Origin of the sequence: Rheinheimera soli (genome assembly GCF_031457405.1) — a bacterium.
GTDB classification, from domain to species: domain Bacteria; phylum Pseudomonadota; class Gammaproteobacteria; order Enterobacterales; family Alteromonadaceae; genus Pararheinheimera; species Pararheinheimera soli_A.
Map to the genome: position 1 here is coordinate 15,448 of NZ_JAVDWR010000006.1, position 18,331 is coordinate 33,778.

17 protein-coding genes and 1 riboswitch are annotated in these 18,331 nt (G+C 46.9%); of the genes, 4 read left to right on the plus strand and 13 right to left on the minus strand.

Annotated elements, in window-relative coordinates; translation table 11 throughout:
* Positions 1 to 44 precede the first annotated feature (44 nt).
* The 12 genes from J2W69_RS10575 to J2W69_RS10630 all read right to left on the minus strand — a co-directional run bounded on the left by J2W69_RS10575 (position 45) and on the right by J2W69_RS10630 (position 10,481).
* Positions 45 to 1,325 (minus strand): DEAD/DEAH box helicase, encoded by a 1,281-nt coding sequence (locus J2W69_RS10575; protein ID WP_310277907.1) that lies wholly within the window; start codon positions 1,323 to 1,325, stop codon positions 45 to 47.
* Between the two features lie 193 nt (positions 1,326 to 1,518).
* Positions 1,519 to 1,830: a DUF6172 family protein gene (locus tag J2W69_RS10580; RefSeq protein ID WP_310277910.1), complete on the minus strand. Its 312-nt coding sequence runs from the start codon at positions 1,828 to 1,830 to the stop codon at positions 1,519 to 1,521.
* Positions 1,831 to 2,071: 241 nt separating this feature from the next.
* Positions 2,072 to 2,524 (minus strand): PA2169 family four-helix-bundle protein, encoded by a 453-nt coding sequence (locus J2W69_RS10585; protein WP_310277914.1) that lies wholly within the window; start codon positions 2,522 to 2,524, stop codon positions 2,072 to 2,074.
* 323 nt (positions 2,525 to 2,847) lie between these two features.
* The gene (locus J2W69_RS10590; RefSeq protein WP_310277916.1) at positions 2,848 to 3,267 is read right to left on the minus strand and encodes an MAPEG family protein; all 420 of its coding nucleotides are present in this window, start codon (positions 3,265 to 3,267) and stop codon (positions 2,848 to 2,850) included.
* A 111-nt stretch (positions 3,268 to 3,378) separates the two neighbouring features.
* Complete coding sequence (locus tag J2W69_RS10595; protein WP_310277917.1) at positions 3,379 to 3,804, minus strand: BLUF domain-containing protein; 426 nt, start codon at positions 3,802 to 3,804, stop codon at positions 3,379 to 3,381.
* Between the two features lie 215 nt (positions 3,805 to 4,019).
* A complete protein-coding gene (locus J2W69_RS10600; RefSeq protein ID WP_310277920.1) occupies positions 4,020 to 4,352 on the minus strand; it encodes a DMT family transporter in 333 nt (110 codons plus the stop codon).
* A 51-nt stretch (positions 4,353 to 4,403) separates the two neighbouring features.
* Entirely contained in the window at positions 4,404 to 5,096 is a 693-nt protein-coding gene (locus J2W69_RS10605) for a DUF2884 family protein (RefSeq protein WP_310277923.1), read from the minus strand.
* A gap of 195 nt (positions 5,097 to 5,291) precedes the next feature.
* Positions 5,292 to 5,804, minus strand: coding sequence for an Lcl C-terminal domain-containing protein (locus J2W69_RS10610; protein ID WP_310277926.1), 513 nt, complete (start codon positions 5,802 to 5,804; stop codon positions 5,292 to 5,294).
* 9 nt (positions 5,805 to 5,813) lie between these two features.
* The gene (locus J2W69_RS10615) at positions 5,814 to 7,490 is read right to left on the minus strand and encodes an Lcl C-terminal domain-containing protein (protein WP_310277929.1); all 1,677 of its coding nucleotides are present in this window, start codon (positions 7,488 to 7,490) and stop codon (positions 5,814 to 5,816) included.
* Between the two features lie 147 nt (positions 7,491 to 7,637).
* Entirely contained in the window at positions 7,638 to 9,314 is a 1,677-nt protein-coding gene (locus J2W69_RS10620; RefSeq protein ID WP_310277933.1) for a DUF342 domain-containing protein, read from the minus strand.
* A 98-nt stretch (positions 9,315 to 9,412) separates the two neighbouring features.
* A complete protein-coding gene (locus J2W69_RS10625) occupies positions 9,413 to 9,748 on the minus strand; it encodes a hypothetical protein (RefSeq protein ID WP_233078328.1) in 336 nt (111 codons plus the stop codon).
* Positions 9,749 to 9,812: 64 nt separating this feature from the next.
* Positions 9,813 to 10,481, minus strand: a complete 669-nt coding sequence (locus J2W69_RS10630) for a DUF2982 domain-containing protein (protein ID WP_310277937.1) — start codon at positions 10,479 to 10,481, stop codon at positions 9,813 to 9,815.
* A 253-nt stretch (positions 10,482 to 10,734) separates the two neighbouring features.
* On the opposite strand from J2W69_RS10630, the gene J2W69_RS10635 reads away from it, so the two are divergent.
* From J2W69_RS10635 to J2W69_RS10645, 3 genes are all read left to right on the plus strand, one after another.
* Positions 10,735 to 11,745 (plus strand): efflux RND transporter periplasmic adaptor subunit, encoded by a 1,011-nt coding sequence (locus J2W69_RS10635; protein WP_310277940.1) that lies wholly within the window; start codon positions 10,735 to 10,737, stop codon positions 11,743 to 11,745.
* A 2-nt stretch (positions 11,746 to 11,747) separates the two neighbouring features.
* Entirely contained in the window at positions 11,748 to 14,861 is a 3,114-nt protein-coding gene (locus J2W69_RS10640) for an efflux RND transporter permease subunit (protein ID WP_310277943.1), read from the plus strand.
* Positions 14,862 to 15,046: 185 nt separating this feature from the next.
* Positions 15,047 to 16,654: an L-lactate permease gene (locus J2W69_RS10645; RefSeq protein WP_310277946.1), complete on the plus strand. Its 1,608-nt coding sequence runs from the start codon at positions 15,047 to 15,049 to the stop codon at positions 16,652 to 16,654.
* Here J2W69_RS10645 and J2W69_RS10650 read toward each other — a convergent pair.
* Positions 16,644 to 17,441 (minus strand): substrate-binding periplasmic protein, encoded by a 798-nt coding sequence (locus J2W69_RS10650; RefSeq protein WP_310277949.1) that lies wholly within the window; start codon positions 17,439 to 17,441, stop codon positions 16,644 to 16,646. The two genes, J2W69_RS10645 and J2W69_RS10650, sit on opposite strands and share 11 nt — an antisense overlap.
* 186 nt (positions 17,442 to 17,627) lie before the next feature.
* On the opposite strand from J2W69_RS10650, the gene J2W69_RS10655 reads away from it, so the two are divergent.
* On the plus strand, positions 17,628 to 17,984 hold the full coding sequence (locus tag J2W69_RS10655) for a PDZ domain-containing protein (protein ID WP_310277951.1): 357 nt from the start codon (positions 17,628 to 17,630) through the stop codon (positions 17,982 to 17,984).
* 83 nt (positions 17,985 to 18,067) lie between these two features.
* Positions 18,068 to 18,229: riboswitch (cobalamin riboswitch) on the plus strand.
* The last annotated feature ends 102 nt before the right edge of the window (positions 18,230 to 18,331 follow it).

The window sequence follows — 18,331 nt, forward strand, 5'->3', positions numbered from 1 at the left end:
ACCAGTCAAAGCACAGCGGCTTTGACTGGTTTGAGAACACAAGATTATTTAGCGGTACGCGGCTTAGCTTTAGGTTTGGCTTTTGGCTTCACTTTATTGGCACTGTCTACATCGATCTGAGTTTCACTGGCCTTGTTTGAACGGCCTGACAATACCTTACGCGAAATACTTTTTAACAGGGATTGACGATTACTCACTTCAAATCCAGGCGTGATGACACGTTGGATTGTGCTGCCAATCAGCTTTTGAATACGCTCTAAAGTTTGTTCTTCTTCACGGCTGACAAATGAAATCGCCTGACCTTCAGCACCAGCACGGCCGGTACGGCCTATACGGTGTACATAATCTTCCGGCAGATACGGCAGGTTAAAGTTCACTACATAATCAAGACCTTGAATATCCAGACCACGGGCAGCGACTTCAGTGGCAATCAACACCTGTAATTTAGCCGATTTAAAATCTGCGATAGCACGACGTCGAGCGCCCTGACTTTTATCGCCATGGCAAACTGCTGCTTCAATTTTACGCTGTTGCAGCCCTGCTAATAAACGGTCGGCTTGTTCTTTGGTACTGGTAAAGACCAACACCTGGAACCAGTTTTTCTCTGCCAGCAATTGCTCAAATAATTCAATTTTCCGGCTTTCTTCTACCGGATAGACCACGTGGTGCACTGTGTCCGCTGTGCTGTTGGTTTTCGCCACACGGATTTGCTGATGGTTTTTCAGAATTTTATGCGACAGTTCATTCACTGCTGGTGAAGTGGTTGCCGAAAACAACATGGTTTGGCGATTCTGTGACGTCATTTGCATCAGCTTCGTCACGTCTGTAACAAAACCCATATCCAGCATACGGTCGGCTTCATCCAGCACCACAAATTCAACATCACTTAATATGACGTTACCTAAAGCCATATGCTCTATCAAACGGCCTGGTGTGCTGATCAGTATATCCACACCAGCTTTTAATTTATTAGCCTGACCACCCATTTTTACGCCGCCATAAAGTGCAGTCACGCTGATAGCTACGAACTTGGCATAAGCAGTAATAGCTTCAGCTATTTGTTCAGCTAATTCACGGGTTGGCGTCAGGATCAAGGCGCGTGGGCGCTGCGCTGCTGTCTCTTTTGGCTTATCCAGCATGCGTTGCAATACAGGAATAGCAAAAGCAGCAGTTTTACCTGTGCCGGTTTGCGCTGTAACCTGCAAATCCTTGCCACGACGCGCAGGCACTATGGCCTGTTCTTGTACCGGAGTCATATCACTGTAGCCACATTCTACAAGGGCGCGGAGTAAATCCGGGGCTAAATCTAAAGATGAAAATTGCATAAGAGTTCCTCTGTAGAATATAGCTACAGTAAAAAAATGAGCGCAGAATATACAGTATTTTAGCGGTAGAAGAGACAATTCTTTGTCATTGAATGAATTTTACGCAGTACTGCTGTTATTTATAGATGCCTGGTAAGGGCTACTTTCAGTTAATAAGTGAAATGCTTATCTGCTGCGACAAGCATCCTGACTATTAACCTTCGTCAGCATCAAAGGCTGTGTCGCGCGGCTGATGTTTACAGGCTCTGGCGAGAATTTCCACATAAAAGCTGGCCAGTTCTTGCGCCGCGGCAGCATCGATATGTTTATTGATTTCAGAAGTAAAAATCTTTTCTGCAACATCCACTGACGCACCAAAGCGGCAATCGAAAGTCCAGTAGTCCATACCTGCAGGCAGAGTTTTGCGACGCTCTCTGTTCAGATACTTTTTAATATCATATTTAATGGAGTCCACCAAACGAGCAGGTTGCAGTTTAGGGTGGGTTAAAGCTATTGTCTTTTTCATCAAAATTCCTACAGATCCACACAAGTAAAAGCTGAATAAGCTTTTCACTGCGCATTCTACATGGATGAGTGGAAGACTGCTATTTTCTGGCAAAATATAACAGGGAATGATGAAGAAGCGGAGTCAGGAGCTCAGCCAAACATAGGCTCTGTTCCACAAATAAAATAGCTGCATCAGCCAGGAAGTGACCGATGCAGCTGTAATTTAGCTGACGAACAGAAGACGGCAGTCAGCCTGCGGCTTAGTGCTTATCACTTAGTTTCAGCGCCCGCATTTCATCATGGCAGTCCTGCATGGTTGCCATAGATTGCAGCAGTGCAGCTTCATACTGCGGCGGCTGGTTATCTTTTAGCGCAATACGTAACTCTTCCAGCGTTTTATCTTCAACTGCTTCTAACTGGCTGATATAGGTATGTTCCGTATCAGAAGATAAAACGCCTATTACTTTGGTATACACTTTTCGGACTTCAACAGAAAAAGCTGAGCCTTCTTCACGTTTACCCTCTTCCAGTACGGCAAAGGGTTGCAAACGTTCTTTCACCGACCGACGTGCACTGAGCATGCGATCAAAGAACTGTGCCAGTCGTGGATCACGAACTTGTTCTTTCGCTTCGCTGTAAAATTCAATACCGCTGTTTAATACCTGGATAATATCGGATGCATGGTTGATCTGAGGGGTATTTAACTGTGCCATAAAAAGGTTCTCCTTGATAAGAAAAAATAAAGGGTAGCCAGTAGTGGCAACCGGGGGCGAACTCGTCCGGGCAACAGGACAATAAAAGAGTTGCAGGGAACAGGCCAGACTATTATTCAGGGATAAAGAAAGCTCCGATTAAGACTTAAGCTATTGAATTTGTTTTATAAATGAATTAAGCAATGTGCGGGGGGCTATCCTAAGCACGACCATCAGGCAGTATTGGCAGCGGAACTAATTTCATGCTTTTATGCCAGGACAGGTAATTTTTACCTCTGGCTTGTTTAGGCTACTCAGACATGGCGCGGCTTATCCACTGCCCTTTATTGTATAAACACTGAAATTAATTCAAACAACCAGTAAACGCCTATGACCAATTGCACGAAGAAAAACGTAAATCGAACATTCACAGCTATCACACTAAGCGAGAGAAGATGAGCTAAAGACTGAACTATGCGGGCGGCTAAAAATAAATAAGCCAGAGGATCCGTGACCGCAGTCTGCCCCGTGATTAACGCGATGATCAACAAAGCTGCGAAAATCGGAAAACCCTCAAGACAATTCGCGTGAGCTCGTGTCAGCCTTTGCAAAAATGGCGAAATGTTGGCGTTATCAGGCTTAAACTCGTTGGCTGGAAACTTTTTCGCGACCACCCACCACACCCGCATCACTTCCATAAGGATAAGTAAAAACAGCGTCCATGAGACAAAACCTAACAAAGCAACAACACTAGAACTACCCATATAGTAAACTCCCTTTTTCAGATGTAGCACACAAGATAAATGACTTTATCATCCGTCAGTAGCCTTGCTACTGTCAGCTCTTTTTATGCTCATAGAACAAACAGTGCACTACTAACGAACCGTATTTTTAAACGCTTGTAAAAGAATAAAGGCCTCATTCGGATTGGACATATACACAGCATCGTTTAAGGGCCGATCCAGATAGTTACTGTGCCCGGCTTTTTCGTCTTCCGTAAGATGACCAATATCTTTAAACCCCATTTTCCAGTCACTAAAACTGCGTTGCAGTATCGGCTCTCTGAATAAAGTAATTATTCCACCGTGTCTTGGGTCATTTGATATTTTTTGATGCAATGCATCCACTAGCTCCGCATCACCTTCCAGCACCTGCATAAAGTTTCCGTCTTTAAAAAGCAGCAATCCCGTAATGCCTTTTTTCCCGTTGGCTTCACGACTCTGTTTTAAAATATCTTGTATATCTGAAGAGGTAACCGATCTGACTGCTGAGCTTACATAGATTAATGTAATCAATGCCATAATTAATCCTCAAGAAGCGGAGCGCTTTTTTTATCCTGATTTAGCACAAGGTCCCCAGAAAATTTTGGCGTCCTGCTCTGTGCTGTTTGCTGACAAATAAGTGAAACGGCTTGTTTTTTTGATAAAGTTTGCTGAACCCAAATTAGCGTCGATAGAACACTATTTCAACAGGTTATGCTGAAATTGCTCAAATAAAGACCTGCTACCGTCAGCTGTTAATGACTCACAGCTTTAGAAAACACCTGCATAATCACTACCCCGGCGATAATCAGTGTTATGCCAATTAAGGCCGGAAGGTCGAGTTTCTGGCCGAATAAAAACCAGGCTATGCCAGTGATCAGCACTATGCCAACACCGGACCAGACCGCATAGGCTATGCCTATAGGAATAACTTTTAAGGTGAGTGACAGGAAATAAAAGGCCACAGCAAAACCCACTACTACCAGTACTGAAGGCCAGAATTTGGTAAAACCTTCACTGGCCTTAAGAGATGAAGTCGCTATGGTTTCAGCCACTATGGCGGTTGCTAAAAATAACCAGTGTTTCATAGAGCAGCCTTTGATTGAGATACTTTTAGAGCAGATGGGGGTTAAAACAGCTTACTTCATTGTGACAACATCGTAGGCCAGCAGTTGCGGCACACGCTGTTGTAACTGGGTTTCAATCTGATCAAGCTCAGTCAGGCGCTGACAAAACAATACAGATTTCTGCTCCAGTTCGTCAGCTTTTAACTCCAGCCCTGAGTTAATTTTTGCCAGTAGTTCATCGGCTGGCTGCCAGTTTTGGCTTTCAGTGCGTTCAAAGTTGTCTTCACTCTGGCGCAGAGCATCACGCAGCGCATCCCAGACCGCGCCTACAGTGTATTTGGCGAGATCTTTGAGCTGCGTCTTTAATTCGCCATGTAAAAAGGCGTCCAGTTCATTCAGGCTTTGGGGGGCCAGATAAAAGTGGTCTCCACTTCGGACAAAACGTGAGGTCAACTGATAGGTTGTTTCGCGGATTAAAGCTTGCCATTCCTGCTGCTGCGAACTGTTGCCAATACCTGCCAGCATATTTTCAATAGCAGTTAAACCCAGCTCCACGCTATCTACAGCTATGCTGACCAGCTCTGGTACAAACTTACGCAGGCCCTGGGCATATTGTCGCACCAGTTCTTGTTCTGCAGGGTTTAAGGTGATCCACTCCCCCCGGATAAATAAGTCCTGATCATGATTAATCTGAAACACAGTACGGTTGCTGGTCTGAATACGAATTTGCTCTGGGGAAATCAGAATACCGTGACGGAATGCCATATTGCACTCGTTTGAAAAGCCCGGCCAACTGCAGAACATAAGTAACAGGATCAGAATAAAACGCAAGATATCAACTCTCATTCGGGACAATGCTCAAGGCAAGTGAGGCTAGCTTAGGTGAAAAGTACCGGCAGATCATCAGGAAGTAACGCATTAGGGTGGTCTTTCATCGAAAAGCCCACCCGACAAAACCATCTATTCGTCGCTGAAACGTACTAAACGCACGTACAAACGGGTTATTTTTTCTTTGGTGTTATTTTTTCCACTGTACATGGCAATGGCCCATGCCCGCTCTGGCTGAGTGATCATAGTGGTACTGGTCCAGATGTTTTCACTATTGCTGGCAGGAAATGCAGTCAGATTTATAGCAGGGTCGACACAGCTGCGTTCAATCAGGGTCAGCACTTCTTTGGCATTAGGTAAACGCCAGGTGCCGTAACCTGCCAGAGTACTGCGCTGTGCATCCAGCAAGGCCTCAGACCAATCCAGTTGCTGTGCTGTGCCAGTACAGCTGCGGCTGGAACTGTCCCAGCTTTGACCCACAAGGCAACGTGACCACATCAGCTTAGTGGTGGTGTCCAGCACAGTACCATCTGTGTTCAGTTGAAAACTACTCAAAGCTTTGGTGGTTGTGATGTTACCAAAACAAACCTGAGCGGCCTGAGCGGGTAAAGCCATCATCAGTACTAACATTAGATATTTAGACATAAAGACCCCTTATGGCGAACGCACCAAACGCACAAAACCTAACTGAGTTTGCTGCTTTGGCAAGGTATTGTCATTGCCGTTGCTGATATCAAACACCCATGCACTAATGCCACCACCGCCTTCAGCGCTGGTTTGTCTGGTCCAGTAGAACAAATTATTCTGGATAGCGAAGTCGGGTTCAAAACGGAAAAACGCAGGGTCCAGCAAATGCGCCTCCCCCAGACGGCCAAAATCAGCAATAGACATCAACTCTTCGGTGGTTGGCAAACGCCAGTTGGCACCGCCGCAGTACACTGTCGCGTTCACCTCTTCAATATAGGCACCTAAACCACAATCTGTTGCACTGGGGCAGCTGCTTAAAGCAGCTGCAGCTTCACCGCTTTCACCGCCATTGCCCGGGTCTGCATTAACAAAACTATATCTGTTATTGGCCGCACGCAGCGTACTTGCAGGCGGAGCTGATATAACCGGCTCTTTCAGCTCCCAGATAAGGCCTGTCACATTGTCTCTGATGCAGGAGAATTCATTTGAGGAATCTGGTACTTCGTCACCAAATTGATCCAGCTTGGTGAAGTCAAAAGCCTTTTCACCTTTACCAATTTTGCGCAGGTACTGCACTACACTGTCCCTGCCGCCATCAGCATCCTGACGCGGAAATGCATCACTGCCACAAGGGATCTCGCCGGAGTTGTCGTAACAATCAATCACTCCTGTATCAGGTAAATCTCCCAAAACCGCATTACTGACGGTCACCAGTACAGTGTCGGTGGCATTTTGATTGTTGCGGTCTGTGACTGTCAGTTGCAGTTCCAGTTGGCTGGTACCCGAAATATCGGGCGCAATAAAAGAGGCCTGGCAAGAGCCCGGATTTTTCAGCACCAGTGTCTGGCCTTTTAACTGGTTCCAGCGACAGCTGAAATCTCCGCCGACAGTACGAGAACCACTGCCATCTAAAAACACTTCAGCAAACTCACGAACCTGCTGATCCGGGCCTGCATCGGCAATAATTTGTTGTGTGCTGGCACGAACAGGCACTGTAATGCTGCCCTGCCCTGTAGCACCTTCATCATCGGTAATAGTCAGCGCCAACGCTATGTTCTGTTGAGTGGCAACCAGTGGGGCTACAAAACTGACATTCACGGTATTGATCCCTGTCAACACCACCTGTGGGCCAGAGGTTTGAGTCCAGGCGTAACTGACAATGCGGCCATCGGCGTCTAAATCATAAGAGGAAGCGGCACTCACTGTCGCAGTTAAACCCTGAGCAACAGGCAGTATGGAGGGTTGGGTAATTTGCAGCACAGCAACTGGAGGTTGATTTTTAGCAAGCACCCGTACCTGGGTTTCATCTGTTAAGTTTTGCCCTGCGGGCGTCGTATAAGTCACCTGAAACACCAAAACGCTGTCGGCTTTGACTGCTGGCGCGGTCAAAGTGACAGAGGCGGTACTTGCGGGCATACCTGTGATGCTGATACCTGACAACTGACGCCAGGCAAAAGTACCGCCAGTTGGATCACCCAAAGCATTCAGCGTAAAACTGTTTGTCTCATCAACACTTTGATCTATCCCGGCATTGACACTGGCGGCAGAACCACCTGTATCAGAATCGCTTCCACCTCCGCCGCCACATCCAAGCAAAGCAGTGCTTAGCAAAAGTAAAATAAACCATCGTTGTATTTGGGTCATTGCCTTTATTCCACCAGATGCAGCGATGACACTGCCAGTCAGCGCCCGTCGCAACAAAAAATTGACGTCAGAAGTAATTCAGGGAAAATAAAGCAAAAAACAGGCCAGTTTTGCAGAAAATACTGGCCTGTTATCAGGAGATGGCTGTTACAGAGGTTCGACTACCACACCTTGTTCAGATAAACGAATGCGGGAAGCACCGTACTCTTTTTTAGTTTTTAATACTTCATTGCCAAAACTGCTTTCCACTCCGGCAAAAAGTTGCTGCGTCACTTCAATGCACACCGACAACAATAACTGCCGTCTTTGTTCTTCCAGCTGTTTAATGTCGGCAATAAAAGCCGAAGCTATACTGCGGTGCTCTTCAAACTCCTCCACCATAGCAGCCATTTGTTCTTGCACTGCCGGAGATTTTTCCATTTGCTTGAGCTGGTCTACATGTTGTTTCACCAATTCCATTTCAGCTTTTAAGCCAACTAAACTGGCGCGTAACACATTCTGTTTTTCAATCAAAGGGTCCATCTGCTTGTTCAGCGTGATTTGCAATAAGCTGCCAGAGGGAGCACCAAGATTGCCACAACGTAAACCATTGCCAAGGTAGTAACGGCCACCGACAATTTTGCCATTGGCTTTTTCTTCAGTGCCTGCCAATACCGAATCGGCTTCAACCTGACAATGCAGCAATTGTTTTGCCACAGTAAGACGGTTTTCGCATTTGATGCTGGCGTATTGCGCCAAAGTGCACTGTACATTGCCTTTAGCGCGAACCACTGTACTGAGCACTGTATCTTCACCTACTTCGCTGACCTGATGACCAATAATGGCTCCCCCTATGGTGATATCACCACCGGATTCGATCAGCTCCCCTTCAAAGATACCTTTGACAAACACATTGCCGCCCGCTATGACTTTCATGGCCTCAGCCACATCGCCGTTCACGACCACTGCACCTTTAAAAATAATATGGCCAGAGCCAGCATCCACTTTATTAATGACAAATACTTCGTCCACTGCAACAGCAGCTTCTAATAAACGTGGCATACCATCACGGCTGGCCACTAACAGATCAGGATTATCAGCGGACACAGCAGAACCTTCAGCTGCACCCCATGGTAATTGCTGGCCGTCCAGTGCGGACAAACGGGTTCCTGTCACAGTCATGCCTTCTTTGCCTTTGGTTGGCGGCAGGCGACGCATCAGAGCTTCGCCGGCTTTTACCGAGGCAATAGCACCAAAGTCACGTAAATCAACCTTGCCTTCAGAACGGGCAACAGGCTGTTTATTACGATTGGACATATCGCGGATCAGCAGCTCAAACACAGAATCACGGCCCGGAGTCGGCAGCTTGCCTGCGGCTATCTCTGCACTGATTTTACTGCCTGGTTCGGCCCTGCTGGCCTGCGCTACTAACTGCAGAATTTGTTCTTTTTTAAAACCAAAGACTATCCCTGCTTCTTGTCCGGCTTTCACCGCCTCGTTGGCTGAGACAGGATTGCCACCATAAGCAGCCGTGATTTCGGCGACCGCCAGCATAGCGTCACTGCTGATTTCAACTTTTAATTGAGCGTGAATACGTTCAGCGACTTTGTATTTTAATACATGACCTTCGGCCTGCAGCTTTTGTTTGATTTTTTGCTGAATTTGCTGGTACTCCAGCAACAGATTTTTGACCTGGTCCGGCAACAACAAACAACGGCCGTAACCCGCTTGTTGCAATTGCTCTTTTAACAGGTCAGCAGTCAGATTCGTCTGAGTAACGGGCATGTGAATAAAGACTAAGTCGTCTTTGAGGCTGAACTGACACGCTAACACATTTACTGTCACAAGCAATTACCACTTTTAAAGCAAGCCGCCACTAAAACAAATTCATCAGGCAAAAGGACTGTATTTACCCGGGAGCAGGATTTGTGCCTAATAACTAATTAAATATAGTTCTCTTGGTGGATACGGATAAATAAATCAGTTCCCGCTTTACTATAATCCACTTTGTACTCTTTATTATTCAGCGCCTGCACAAATAACAAGGTTTTGTTTTCGCTGAAGACGTCCGAACTGGCGATATCCACCAACTCCAGATAACGAGCCTTGGCATCCACTTTACTGGAAGGAACTTCTTCGGTAAATATTTTGACACCATGGCGCGTTGCCACGATCACCGGATCACCAGTATCATTAACAATAACTAAATCCACTTTTTTCTGCTTGTGGATCAAGGTGTTACGTCCACTGACTAAAAATGCTTTTTCGTAATTATTCATAACTGTAATACCGTTTTTAATTTTATTTTATAGCGTCATTATGATACAGACGCACATCAAGTGTCTAGGTGACTGTATTGTTTAAACATTGTAACCGGATTTGATTCACTTTGCGGCAAAAATCAGCAGGTTCTGTGCCTATAGAACTTATTGGAATAAAGAGATCAAAACCAGTTAATTGCCGCAATAATTGCATGCGTCGGGCAAACATTGCAATAGCGCCTTTGTAGCTGCGTGTTGCAGTGCTGAATTCTCCCACTTCAATCAGCAGATCAGAAGGGCAAGTCCCTGTCGGACAATTGCGTCCTAAGGCAGCAATAAGCAGGTGACGCTGCTCCACCATCAGATTAACAGCTAAGCGGGGCTGAAGTTGCAACAAGAACTCATCGTAGTCCCGCAGTTTAACGCCTATGTAAGCTAATTCTTCACCTGCGACTTCAGGAATTGAGATAAAAGAGAACCCCTGCCAGGGAATAAACCAGCGGCCTTTATGATGCACGTAAGCAAAACCTTGCTGGTCCAGCTCAATTACATACAAAGGTTCTGTCAGTTTGGCATAACCAGCAAAGAGCCCCAACAAACAACATATCAGCAATAACACCCAGGCAGTGCTGTGCAACACTCCGGGGATCAGCAGCAATAACAACAACCACAACAGCAGCGCTATACTGCTGAGCAACAGGGTTTTCACTCCGCCCCGGGCTGTAGCTGCTCTGTACTGCAATTTGTCCATTAGTCCATATACCAGAAGTAAAAAACAATCATCAGCAGCACCCAGACCAGATAGAAACGCATATTGTGGCAAAACTCACACTTATGTTCCGACATTCACTCCTCCGATACGACCAACACCTGAGTCATTGCGATAACCAGTACACTGTATTGGCTAATATTCCCTACAATAAAGCCCATTATTCAAAGAGTACCAGACTGGAGTTACCGTGACGCAAAAAAATTCGCGCCTGATATGGGTTTTATTGATAGGAATGTCCGCATTTGTTGTCTACCTTTTTCTTCAAAATCAATCACCTGAAGAAGAGCAAAAGGCAAAAGCTTCAGCCACTTTAGTCAATACCCAAATTGTCAGTCCTTCTTCTTTAGTGCGTCAGGTGACCAGCCTTGGTACTGCTCTTGCGAATGAGTCAGTACAAATTGTGACAAATAACAGTGATTACCTGACAGGCCTGCATATTAATGAAGGTCAGAGGGTTGAAAAGGGTCAGCTGATTGCACAGTTAAACGATGTGGAAGAACGTGCCCGTGTTGCTGAACTGTCGGCCTCTCTGCTTGATCAAAAACGTCAGTTAAACAGGGTGAAAAATCTGGCTAAAACTCAGGCTACGGCTCAGTCTTTACTGGACGAACAACAAACCAGAGTAAACATCACCCAGGCTCAGCTCGATGCGGTAAAAGCCCGTTTAAATGAAATGACAATCCGCGCCCCTTTTAGCGGTGTGTTGGGTTTACGCCAGGTCAGTGAAGGCGCGTACTTAACCTCTGGCACTGTGCTGACCACGCTGGACGATTTAAATCTGATCCGTCTGGAATTCAGCATTGCCGAATATTACCTGGCCCAGTTAAAGCCAGGTATGACCGTTAACTCCAGTAGTGTGGCCTATCCCGGTAAAGTATTTACCGGTCAGATCAAGGCCATTGATACCCGTTTAGACCCTGTTACCCGCTCTGTGAAAGTGCATGCTTTAGTGCCTAACGATCAATTAGAGTTGCGTCCCGGTATGTTACTGAATGTCAGTGTAACCCTGGATGAACTGCAGGCGCTGCAAATCTCTGAAAAGGCCATAGTACCGTTACAAAACAAACATTATGTGTTTGTAGTGAACAAAGACAACAGCGTGACACAAACCGAAGTTCAGTTAGGCCAGCGGATGCCGGGTCTGGTGGAGATAGTCTCTGGTCTGAATGCTGGCGATGAAGTGGTGATTGAAGGCACCACCAAAATCCGCTCTGGCTCACTGATCACTAAAGTGGGGCAATAAGCATGTGGCTTTCCGATGTTTCGGTCAAAAGACCGGTTTTTGCCACTGTAGTGAATCTGATTTTACTGATCTTCGGTATTGTCTGTTTCACTATGCTGCCACTGCGTGAATTCCCGGATATTGATGCGCCTATAGTCACAGTCAGTACCGACTACCCTGGTGCTTCCGCTGAGATTGTTGAGACCAAAATCACTCAGCCTATTGAAGACAGGATCTCAGGTATTGAGGGTATCAAAAACATTAACTCTAACAGCCGTGATGGCCGCTCTAATGTCACCATCGAATTTAATGTGGATCGTGACATAGACGCAGCTGCCAACGATGTACGCGAACGGGTATCCCGTATTCTGGACAATCTGCCGGATCAGGCCTTCCCGCCTGAAGTATTTAAAGCTGACGGCGATGACGACACTATTGCCTGGTTTGTGCTGAACAGCGAAACCATGACCAACCTTGAATTATCGGATTACGCTGACCGCTATATTGTGGAGCGTTTTTCAGTGGTCGATGGAGTGGCCCGAATTCAAATTGGTGGCGAACGCCGCTACGCCATGCGTTTGTGGCTGGATAAAGATGCAATGGCCGCCCGTGGTGTCACAGTGCAGGATATTGAAACTGTGCTGCGTGCTGAAAACGTCGAACTGCCTGCCGGCAATATTAAATCTGAAGACCGCAATTTTACAGTCCGGGTAGTACGAACTTATAAAACCCAGCAGGACTTTAACCGTTTAGCCATTAAACGTGGTGAAGATAATTATCTGGTGCGTTTGGGCGAAGTCGCTCAGGTGATTTTAAGTTCGGAAGATGAAGAAAACGAATTCCGTGGTGACGGTAAAAACCTGTTGGGTATCGGCATTATCAAGCAGTCCAAAGCCAATACGCTGGATGTAGTGAAAAATGCCCGGGCTGAAATGGAAAAAGTAAAAGCTATTTTACCTGCAGGCACTACGATCGAACCCGGCTACGATTCGTCCTTGTTTATCGCTGAATCGATCAAAGAGGTGTACAACACTTTAGGTATTGCCATGGGTATGGTGGTGCTGGTGATCTTCCTGTTTCTTGGGAATTTACGTGCGACTTTTATTCCGGCTGTGACTGTGCCTGTGGCCTTAGTTGCCGCTGTGACTGTGCTTTACGCGCTCGATTTTTCTATCAACTTATTAACCTTGCTGGCGATGGTGCTGGCGATAGGTTTAGTGGTGGATGACTCCATAGTGGTTCTGGAAAACATCTACCGTCGTATTGAAGAAGGCGAACATCCGCTTTTAGCCTCGTACCGTGGAGCCCGTGAAGTAGGTTTTGCGGTGGTGGCCACAACGCTGGTGCTGATTTCAGTCTTTGTGCCACTGGTGTTTATGCAGGGTGAACTGGGCAAGCTTTTTACTGAGTTTGCCTTAGCAGTAGCTGCAGCTGTGGTTTTCTCAGGTATTACAGCCCTGACGCTTTCTCCTATGCTGGCCAGTAAATTACTGACGCACAAAAAGCGTGAATCCCGATTCAGCGCTGCGATGCACAAGGGCTTTGTGAAGCTGGAAACAGGTTATCGTAATCAGCTCAATGGCGTGATGAGTTATCGCTGGCCTACACTTGCCGTGTTAGTGCTGAGTTTTGTTGCAACTCTGCTGCTGCTGAAACTTATTCCTTCTGAACTGGCACCACAAGAAGACAGAGGGACCTTTTTTGTCAATATGAGTGGTGCTGAAGGCGCAAGTTACGGCAATAACAGCCGTAATATGCGGCTGATTGAAGATATCCTGATGCCCTACTATGAAGAAGGTGAGTTTAACCGCTTATTGATCAGGGTACCAGGCTGGGGTAATTCAGGTGGCATTGCCATCATCGGCACAGAAAACTGGACCAACGGTAAAAGACGGACCTCAGAGTTGATGCAGGAAGTCAGTGGTAAGCTCAACGAATTACCAGATGTCAGAGCTTTTACCTTTATGCGCAGCGGTTTAGGTGGCGGTCGTGGTGGTGGTCGTCCGGTGCAGTTTGTCATTCAGGGCAATACCTATCAGGAACTCGTAGAGTGGCGCGATATAGTGCTGGCGAAAGCGGCGCAAAACCCCAATTTGCAAATGCTGGATCATGACTACAAAGAAACAGTACCTCAGGTTCTGGTCGAAATAAACAGCGAGCGGGCTGCTGATTTAGGTATCTCAGTTGGCGCTGTAGGTCAGGCACTGGAAGCTATGCTGGGCGGGCGCAGGGTGACGACTTTCCTCGACAGAGGTAAAGAATATGATGTGATACTGGAAGGCGAAGACAAAGACTTTGCGCAACCAGGCAGCATCAGCAATGTGTATGTGCGTTCAACCCAGTCGGGCCAACTGATCCCATTGGATAACTTAGTCACCTTAAAAGAAGCGGCGACTACGTCCAGCCTGAACCGTTACAACAGAATGCGCAGTATCACTATCACGGCCAACCTGGCACCAGGTTACAGCTTAGGTGAAGCTTTAGAGTTTTTAGAAACCACAGTCAGAGACAATATCGAAGGCACTGTGGGCATAGACTACAAAGGTGAATCCTTGTTGTTTCAGGAAAGTGGCCAGTCGACACTACTTGTTTTTGCCTTGGCACTGCTGATCACCTACCTGGTATTGGCCGCTCAATTTGAAAGTTTTATCCATCCTTTTGTCATTATGCTGACTGTACCTCTGGGTTTAGTGGGTGCTTTATCCGGTTTGTATTTAGCAGGCATGACGCTGAACATTTACAGCCAGATAGGTTTAGTCATGCTGATAGGTCTGGTGGCGAAAAACGGTATTTTAATAGTTGAGTTTGCCAACCAGTTGCGTGACGCCGGAGTGGAGTTTGAAGAGGCGATTAAACGCGCTTCCGCCTTACGTTTACGCCCTATTGTAATGACAGCTTTTACCACTGTATTCAGTGCTATTCCGCTGATTGTTACTACAGGTCCGGGCTCAGAAAGCCGGATGGTGATAGGGATGGTGATTTTTGCGGGCGTGGGTGTAGCCACCTTGCTGACCATTTATGTGGTGCCTGTGGCCTATATGGTGTTGGCCCGTCATACAGGTTCACCACAAGCCATCAGTAAGCAATTGGAGCAACTGGACTCGGAAGCGCCAGCCAAGACAGAACAACCACACTAATCCCCTTCACTACAGCCTCTGCACCCTTTACAGTGCTGCAGAGGCTGTGATTTATCCTGTTGATATGCATCCGTTTACTTCCTTTCTCCGCCTGATTCATCCGTCTTTGTTATAGATCTGGTGTATTCAGGTAAAAATCAGCTACCTTAGCGACAAACAAATTGTAAAGAATGGGACAAAGGCAAATGGATTACTGGCTGCTGTTATGTGCACTTTTTCCTGTGCTGAGCGTGTTGCTTTTTCTGGTGGTTTTACGCTGGCCTGCCCGTAAAGCTATGCCGTTGTGTTTACTGGGTACAGCTGTACTCAGTGCCACAGTATGGTCGGTATCGACCCTGGATATAGCCGCCAGTATGGCTGAGGGGCTGGTCATTGCAGCTACTGTATTGTGGGTGGTGTTTGGCGCTTTATTGCTGCTGAACCTGCTGGAAAACAATGGCAGCTTTCTGATGATCCGTCGTGGTTTTGCCAGCATCTCCAGCGATCAACGTGTTCAGTTGCTTTTTGTTGGCTGGCTGCTGGTGGCATTTTTAGAAGGAGCAGCAGGTTTTGGTACTCCGGCCGCTATAGCCGCACCTTTACTGATTGCTTTAGGCTTCAGGCCACTGGCTGCAGTGGTATTGACCTTAATTGCAGATTCAGTGCCTGTGTCTTTTGGTGCCATTGGCACTCCGGTACTGGTGGGACTAACCAATGGTTTACCCGGTGTGTCACCGGAGCTTATTCAACAAAGCGCTGTGATGGCGGCCAGCATTGATTTGCTTTGCGCCAGTTTAATACCAGTACTGATGTGCCTGTTGTTATGCCGTTTTTTTAGTGATACCCCAAGCTGGCGTTCGGGTTTAGCTATTGCACCACTGGCCTTTTTATCCGGACTTTGTTACAGCCTGCCTGCTTTTTTGGTCGCTCGTTATCTGGGTCCTGAGTTTCCCTCTTTGTTTGGTGCTTTGTCTGGTTTAGTTCTGCTGACCTTATTGGTGCGCTTTGGTGTGGCTGTACCTGCTACTGTTTGGCGCTGTCAGCCTCAAACAGAGGAAGCTGTGGCAGAAAATAGCACAGTGCTGAGCACACTTCATCTGCTAAAAGCCTGGGGTGCTTATCTGTTGCTGGCCACTTTGTTGATCCTCAGCCGACTGGAGTTTTTGCCTTTTAAAGCCGCTTTGCAAGCAGTGCAGTTACAGTGGTCAGGTATTTTTGGTTCTACCTTATCCGCGACCGTGCAACCTTTGTACCTGCCAGGAACTTTGTTTGTAGTCACAGTGTTAGTACTGTTGCCGTGGCAACACCAGCGCCGCGACTTACTACGTAAAGCCGCAACTGAAAGCTTAAGCAGGATCTGGCCTGCCGCTATTACATTAGCAAGCGCTGTGCCTATGGTGCGATTGTTTTTACATTCAGATTTGAACAGCGCTGACCTGCCAGCTATGCCGATGTATCTGGCCGCCATTGCCAGCGAACATCTGGCACAAGTCTGGTTGTGGTGTGCGCCCTGGGTAGGCGCTTTGGGATCCTTTATCGCAGGTTCTGCTACCTTTTCCAATCTGATGTTTGCCAGTGTGCAGCAACAACTGGCGACAGACTCAGGCCTGCCGCTGCAGCTGGTACTGGCACTGCAAATGCTGGGAGCCAATGCCGGTAATATGCTGTGTGTGGTGAATGTGGTCGCTGCAGCTTCAGTAGTGAAATTAACAGGTCAGGAAGGGCAAATTATGCGTTTCACTCTGCTACCTATGGCGCTCTATTGCCTGCTGGCAAGCGCTGTAGCCGTGATGCTGTTACCCTTTACAACTTAGCAGAAGGAGTCAGCAGCTCCGTATCTTTTGCCTGATACCGCTGCACCACTTTTGTGATGTCGCCTCTGTCATATAACCTCTGCCAGGCCTTCTCCAGCTTGACTAACATAGCTTTGGATAAGGTAGTTTTGCTGAAACCAAAATAAACAGGGCTTTGATACACCAGTACTAAAGGCTGGTATTTGTTGGCATTGTTAAACTTGTGGCTTTGCCAGTAGTGCAATACAGAGTGATCTTCTAATATCGCATTCACCCTGCCCGCCTCAAGTAACACCAGCTTGTCCTGAATGCTGCTGATACTGACTAATTGCCTGGCAAAAAAAGGATTTTGTTTAAGCAAAGCAAATTCTTCACCGTAATAAGCACCATTGAGTTCAGCGATGCGGCCCAGATCCACATCATGGGTTAAGTCTTTTAAGCTTGATACTTCAGGTAGTTTATCCGGATCACCAATAAGCCAGATGGATTCAATATGATGGGGGCCGATAAAAGCAAAGTCGGTTTTTCGGCCTTCGCTGTAAGACAGGTGGCTGACCAAATCCAGCTCGCCGGATTTAATTTGTGCCAAAGAACGTAACCAGGGGCTGTTGATAAACTTCAGCTCACAATCCACTTCTTTTGCCAGCAATTGCAGCAGTTCAATGCTCTGCCCTTGCCAGTGTTGATCTTTTAAAATCAAATGAGGGGGAAAGTCAGTTTCCGCCGCCATCCGCAGGACACAGGCATGGCTCAGGCCACAATACAACAGCAGCACAGGTACAACAGCGGACAATAGGTGGTTCAGCATTTACTATCCCATCGCTCAGATCAGACAACTCTACTATTGCACGGCCGAAACCGCTTTACCAGAATCCAGGCTATGGCTTTGATAAATTTGTTCAGGCTCTGCTTGTTTCCGCCTTGTATTCGTTTTATTGTCAGTGATGTAAATGGTTGGTTTTATTCGTTAAGTTAAAGATAGGAAATCATAGGTGTGAATAAAAAATTACTGTTGTTCTCTGTTGGATTTTGTTGCTCTGTTTTTTGTGGTTCAGCTCTGGCTGCCGAAAAAGGCAAAATGGGCCTGGCGCTGGATATTGCTGTCGAAGGTGGCTTTTTTAATCCCACCCTGGCCAGTGCTAAAGTGAAAGGCATTGTTGCTGGTGGTGCGGCGGAAAAAGCCGGGGTGCTGGTTGGCGATCAGATCCTGAAGATCGCTGACTGCAGCATTCCAGGCTGCCCTGCGGATGATGCTAAAGCGCTGATGAAAAAACGCCGGGGTGAGTCCGTCACTTTGTTGATCAAACAAGCCGATGGTACTGAACTGGCAAAAACTGTGGTTGCAGAATAGCCTTTTCGGCTCTGCTTACTTCACTTAAGCCTTCCAGACAGCCAGACATTTCTGCTGACGTTTGGCCCCCTGCTCTGCTACACTGCGCTGGTTTTGTTTAAGGTGTTCTGCAACAGTGAATAACTAGTGCAACGAACCGAAGAGGGAAACAGGTGTAAATCCTGTACTGTACCCGCAACTGTAAACCACTCTGACCTGTTCAGGGTTCGGTAAGTCAGATGTCCTGCCTTAACAAACCTCAGGCGTTGCAACTTTTTGCAGCACACAGTGCGGGCTTACACTGTGCCGGAACTTTGCAGTTTTTAGCTGCTTTTCCTGGTCCCTGCCCGTTTTATAATGGAGCTTTT

What these genes read in the sequence shown, in the direction of transcription:
- J2W69_RS10575 (WP_310277907.1), bottom strand. Translation starts at nt 1,325, where the DNA reads ATGCAATTTTCATCTTTAGATTTAGCCCCGGATTTACTCCGCGCCCTT.
- J2W69_RS10580 (WP_310277910.1), bottom strand. Translation starts at nt 1,830, where the DNA reads ATGAAAAAGACAATAGCTTTAACCCACCCTAAACTGCAACCTGCTCGT.
- J2W69_RS10585 (WP_310277914.1), bottom strand. Translation starts at nt 2,524, where the DNA reads ATGGCACAGTTAAATACCCCTCAGATCAACCATGCATCCGATATTATC.
- J2W69_RS10590 (WP_310277916.1), bottom strand. Translation starts at nt 3,267, where the DNA reads ATGGGTAGTTCTAGTGTTGTTGCTTTGTTAGGTTTTGTCTCATGGACG.
- J2W69_RS10595 (WP_310277917.1), bottom strand. Translation starts at nt 3,804, where the DNA reads ATGGCATTGATTACATTAATCTATGTAAGCTCAGCAGTCAGATCGGTT.
- J2W69_RS10600 (WP_310277920.1), bottom strand. Translation starts at nt 4,352, where the DNA reads ATGAAACACTGGTTATTTTTAGCAACCGCCATAGTGGCTGAAACCATA.
- J2W69_RS10605 (WP_310277923.1), bottom strand. Translation starts at nt 5,096, where the DNA reads ATGGCATTCCGTCACGGTATTCTGATTTCCCCAGAGCAAATTCGTATT.
- J2W69_RS10610 (WP_310277926.1), bottom strand. Translation starts at nt 5,804, where the DNA reads ATGTCTAAATATCTAATGTTAGTACTGATGATGGCTTTACCCGCTCAG.
- J2W69_RS10615 (WP_310277929.1), bottom strand. Translation starts at nt 7,490, where the DNA reads ATGACCCAAATACAACGATGGTTTATTTTACTTTTGCTAAGCACTGCT.
- J2W69_RS10625 (WP_233078328.1), bottom strand. Translation starts at nt 9,748, where the DNA reads ATGAATAATTACGAAAAAGCATTTTTAGTCAGTGGACGTAACACCTTG.
- J2W69_RS10630 (WP_310277937.1), bottom strand. Translation starts at nt 10,481, where the DNA reads ATGGACAAATTGCAGTACAGAGCAGCTACAGCCCGGGGCGGAGTGAAA.
- J2W69_RS10635 (WP_310277940.1), top strand. Translation starts at nt 10,735, where the DNA reads ATGTCCGCATTTGTTGTCTACCTTTTTCTTCAAAATCAATCACCTGAA.
- J2W69_RS10640 (WP_310277943.1), top strand. Translation starts at nt 11,748, where the DNA reads ATGTGGCTTTCCGATGTTTCGGTCAAAAGACCGGTTTTTGCCACTGTA.
- J2W69_RS10645 (WP_310277946.1), top strand. Translation starts at nt 15,047, where the DNA reads ATGGATTACTGGCTGCTGTTATGTGCACTTTTTCCTGTGCTGAGCGTG.
- J2W69_RS10650 (WP_310277949.1), bottom strand. Translation starts at nt 17,441, where the DNA reads ATGCTGAACCACCTATTGTCCGCTGTTGTACCTGTGCTGCTGTTGTAT.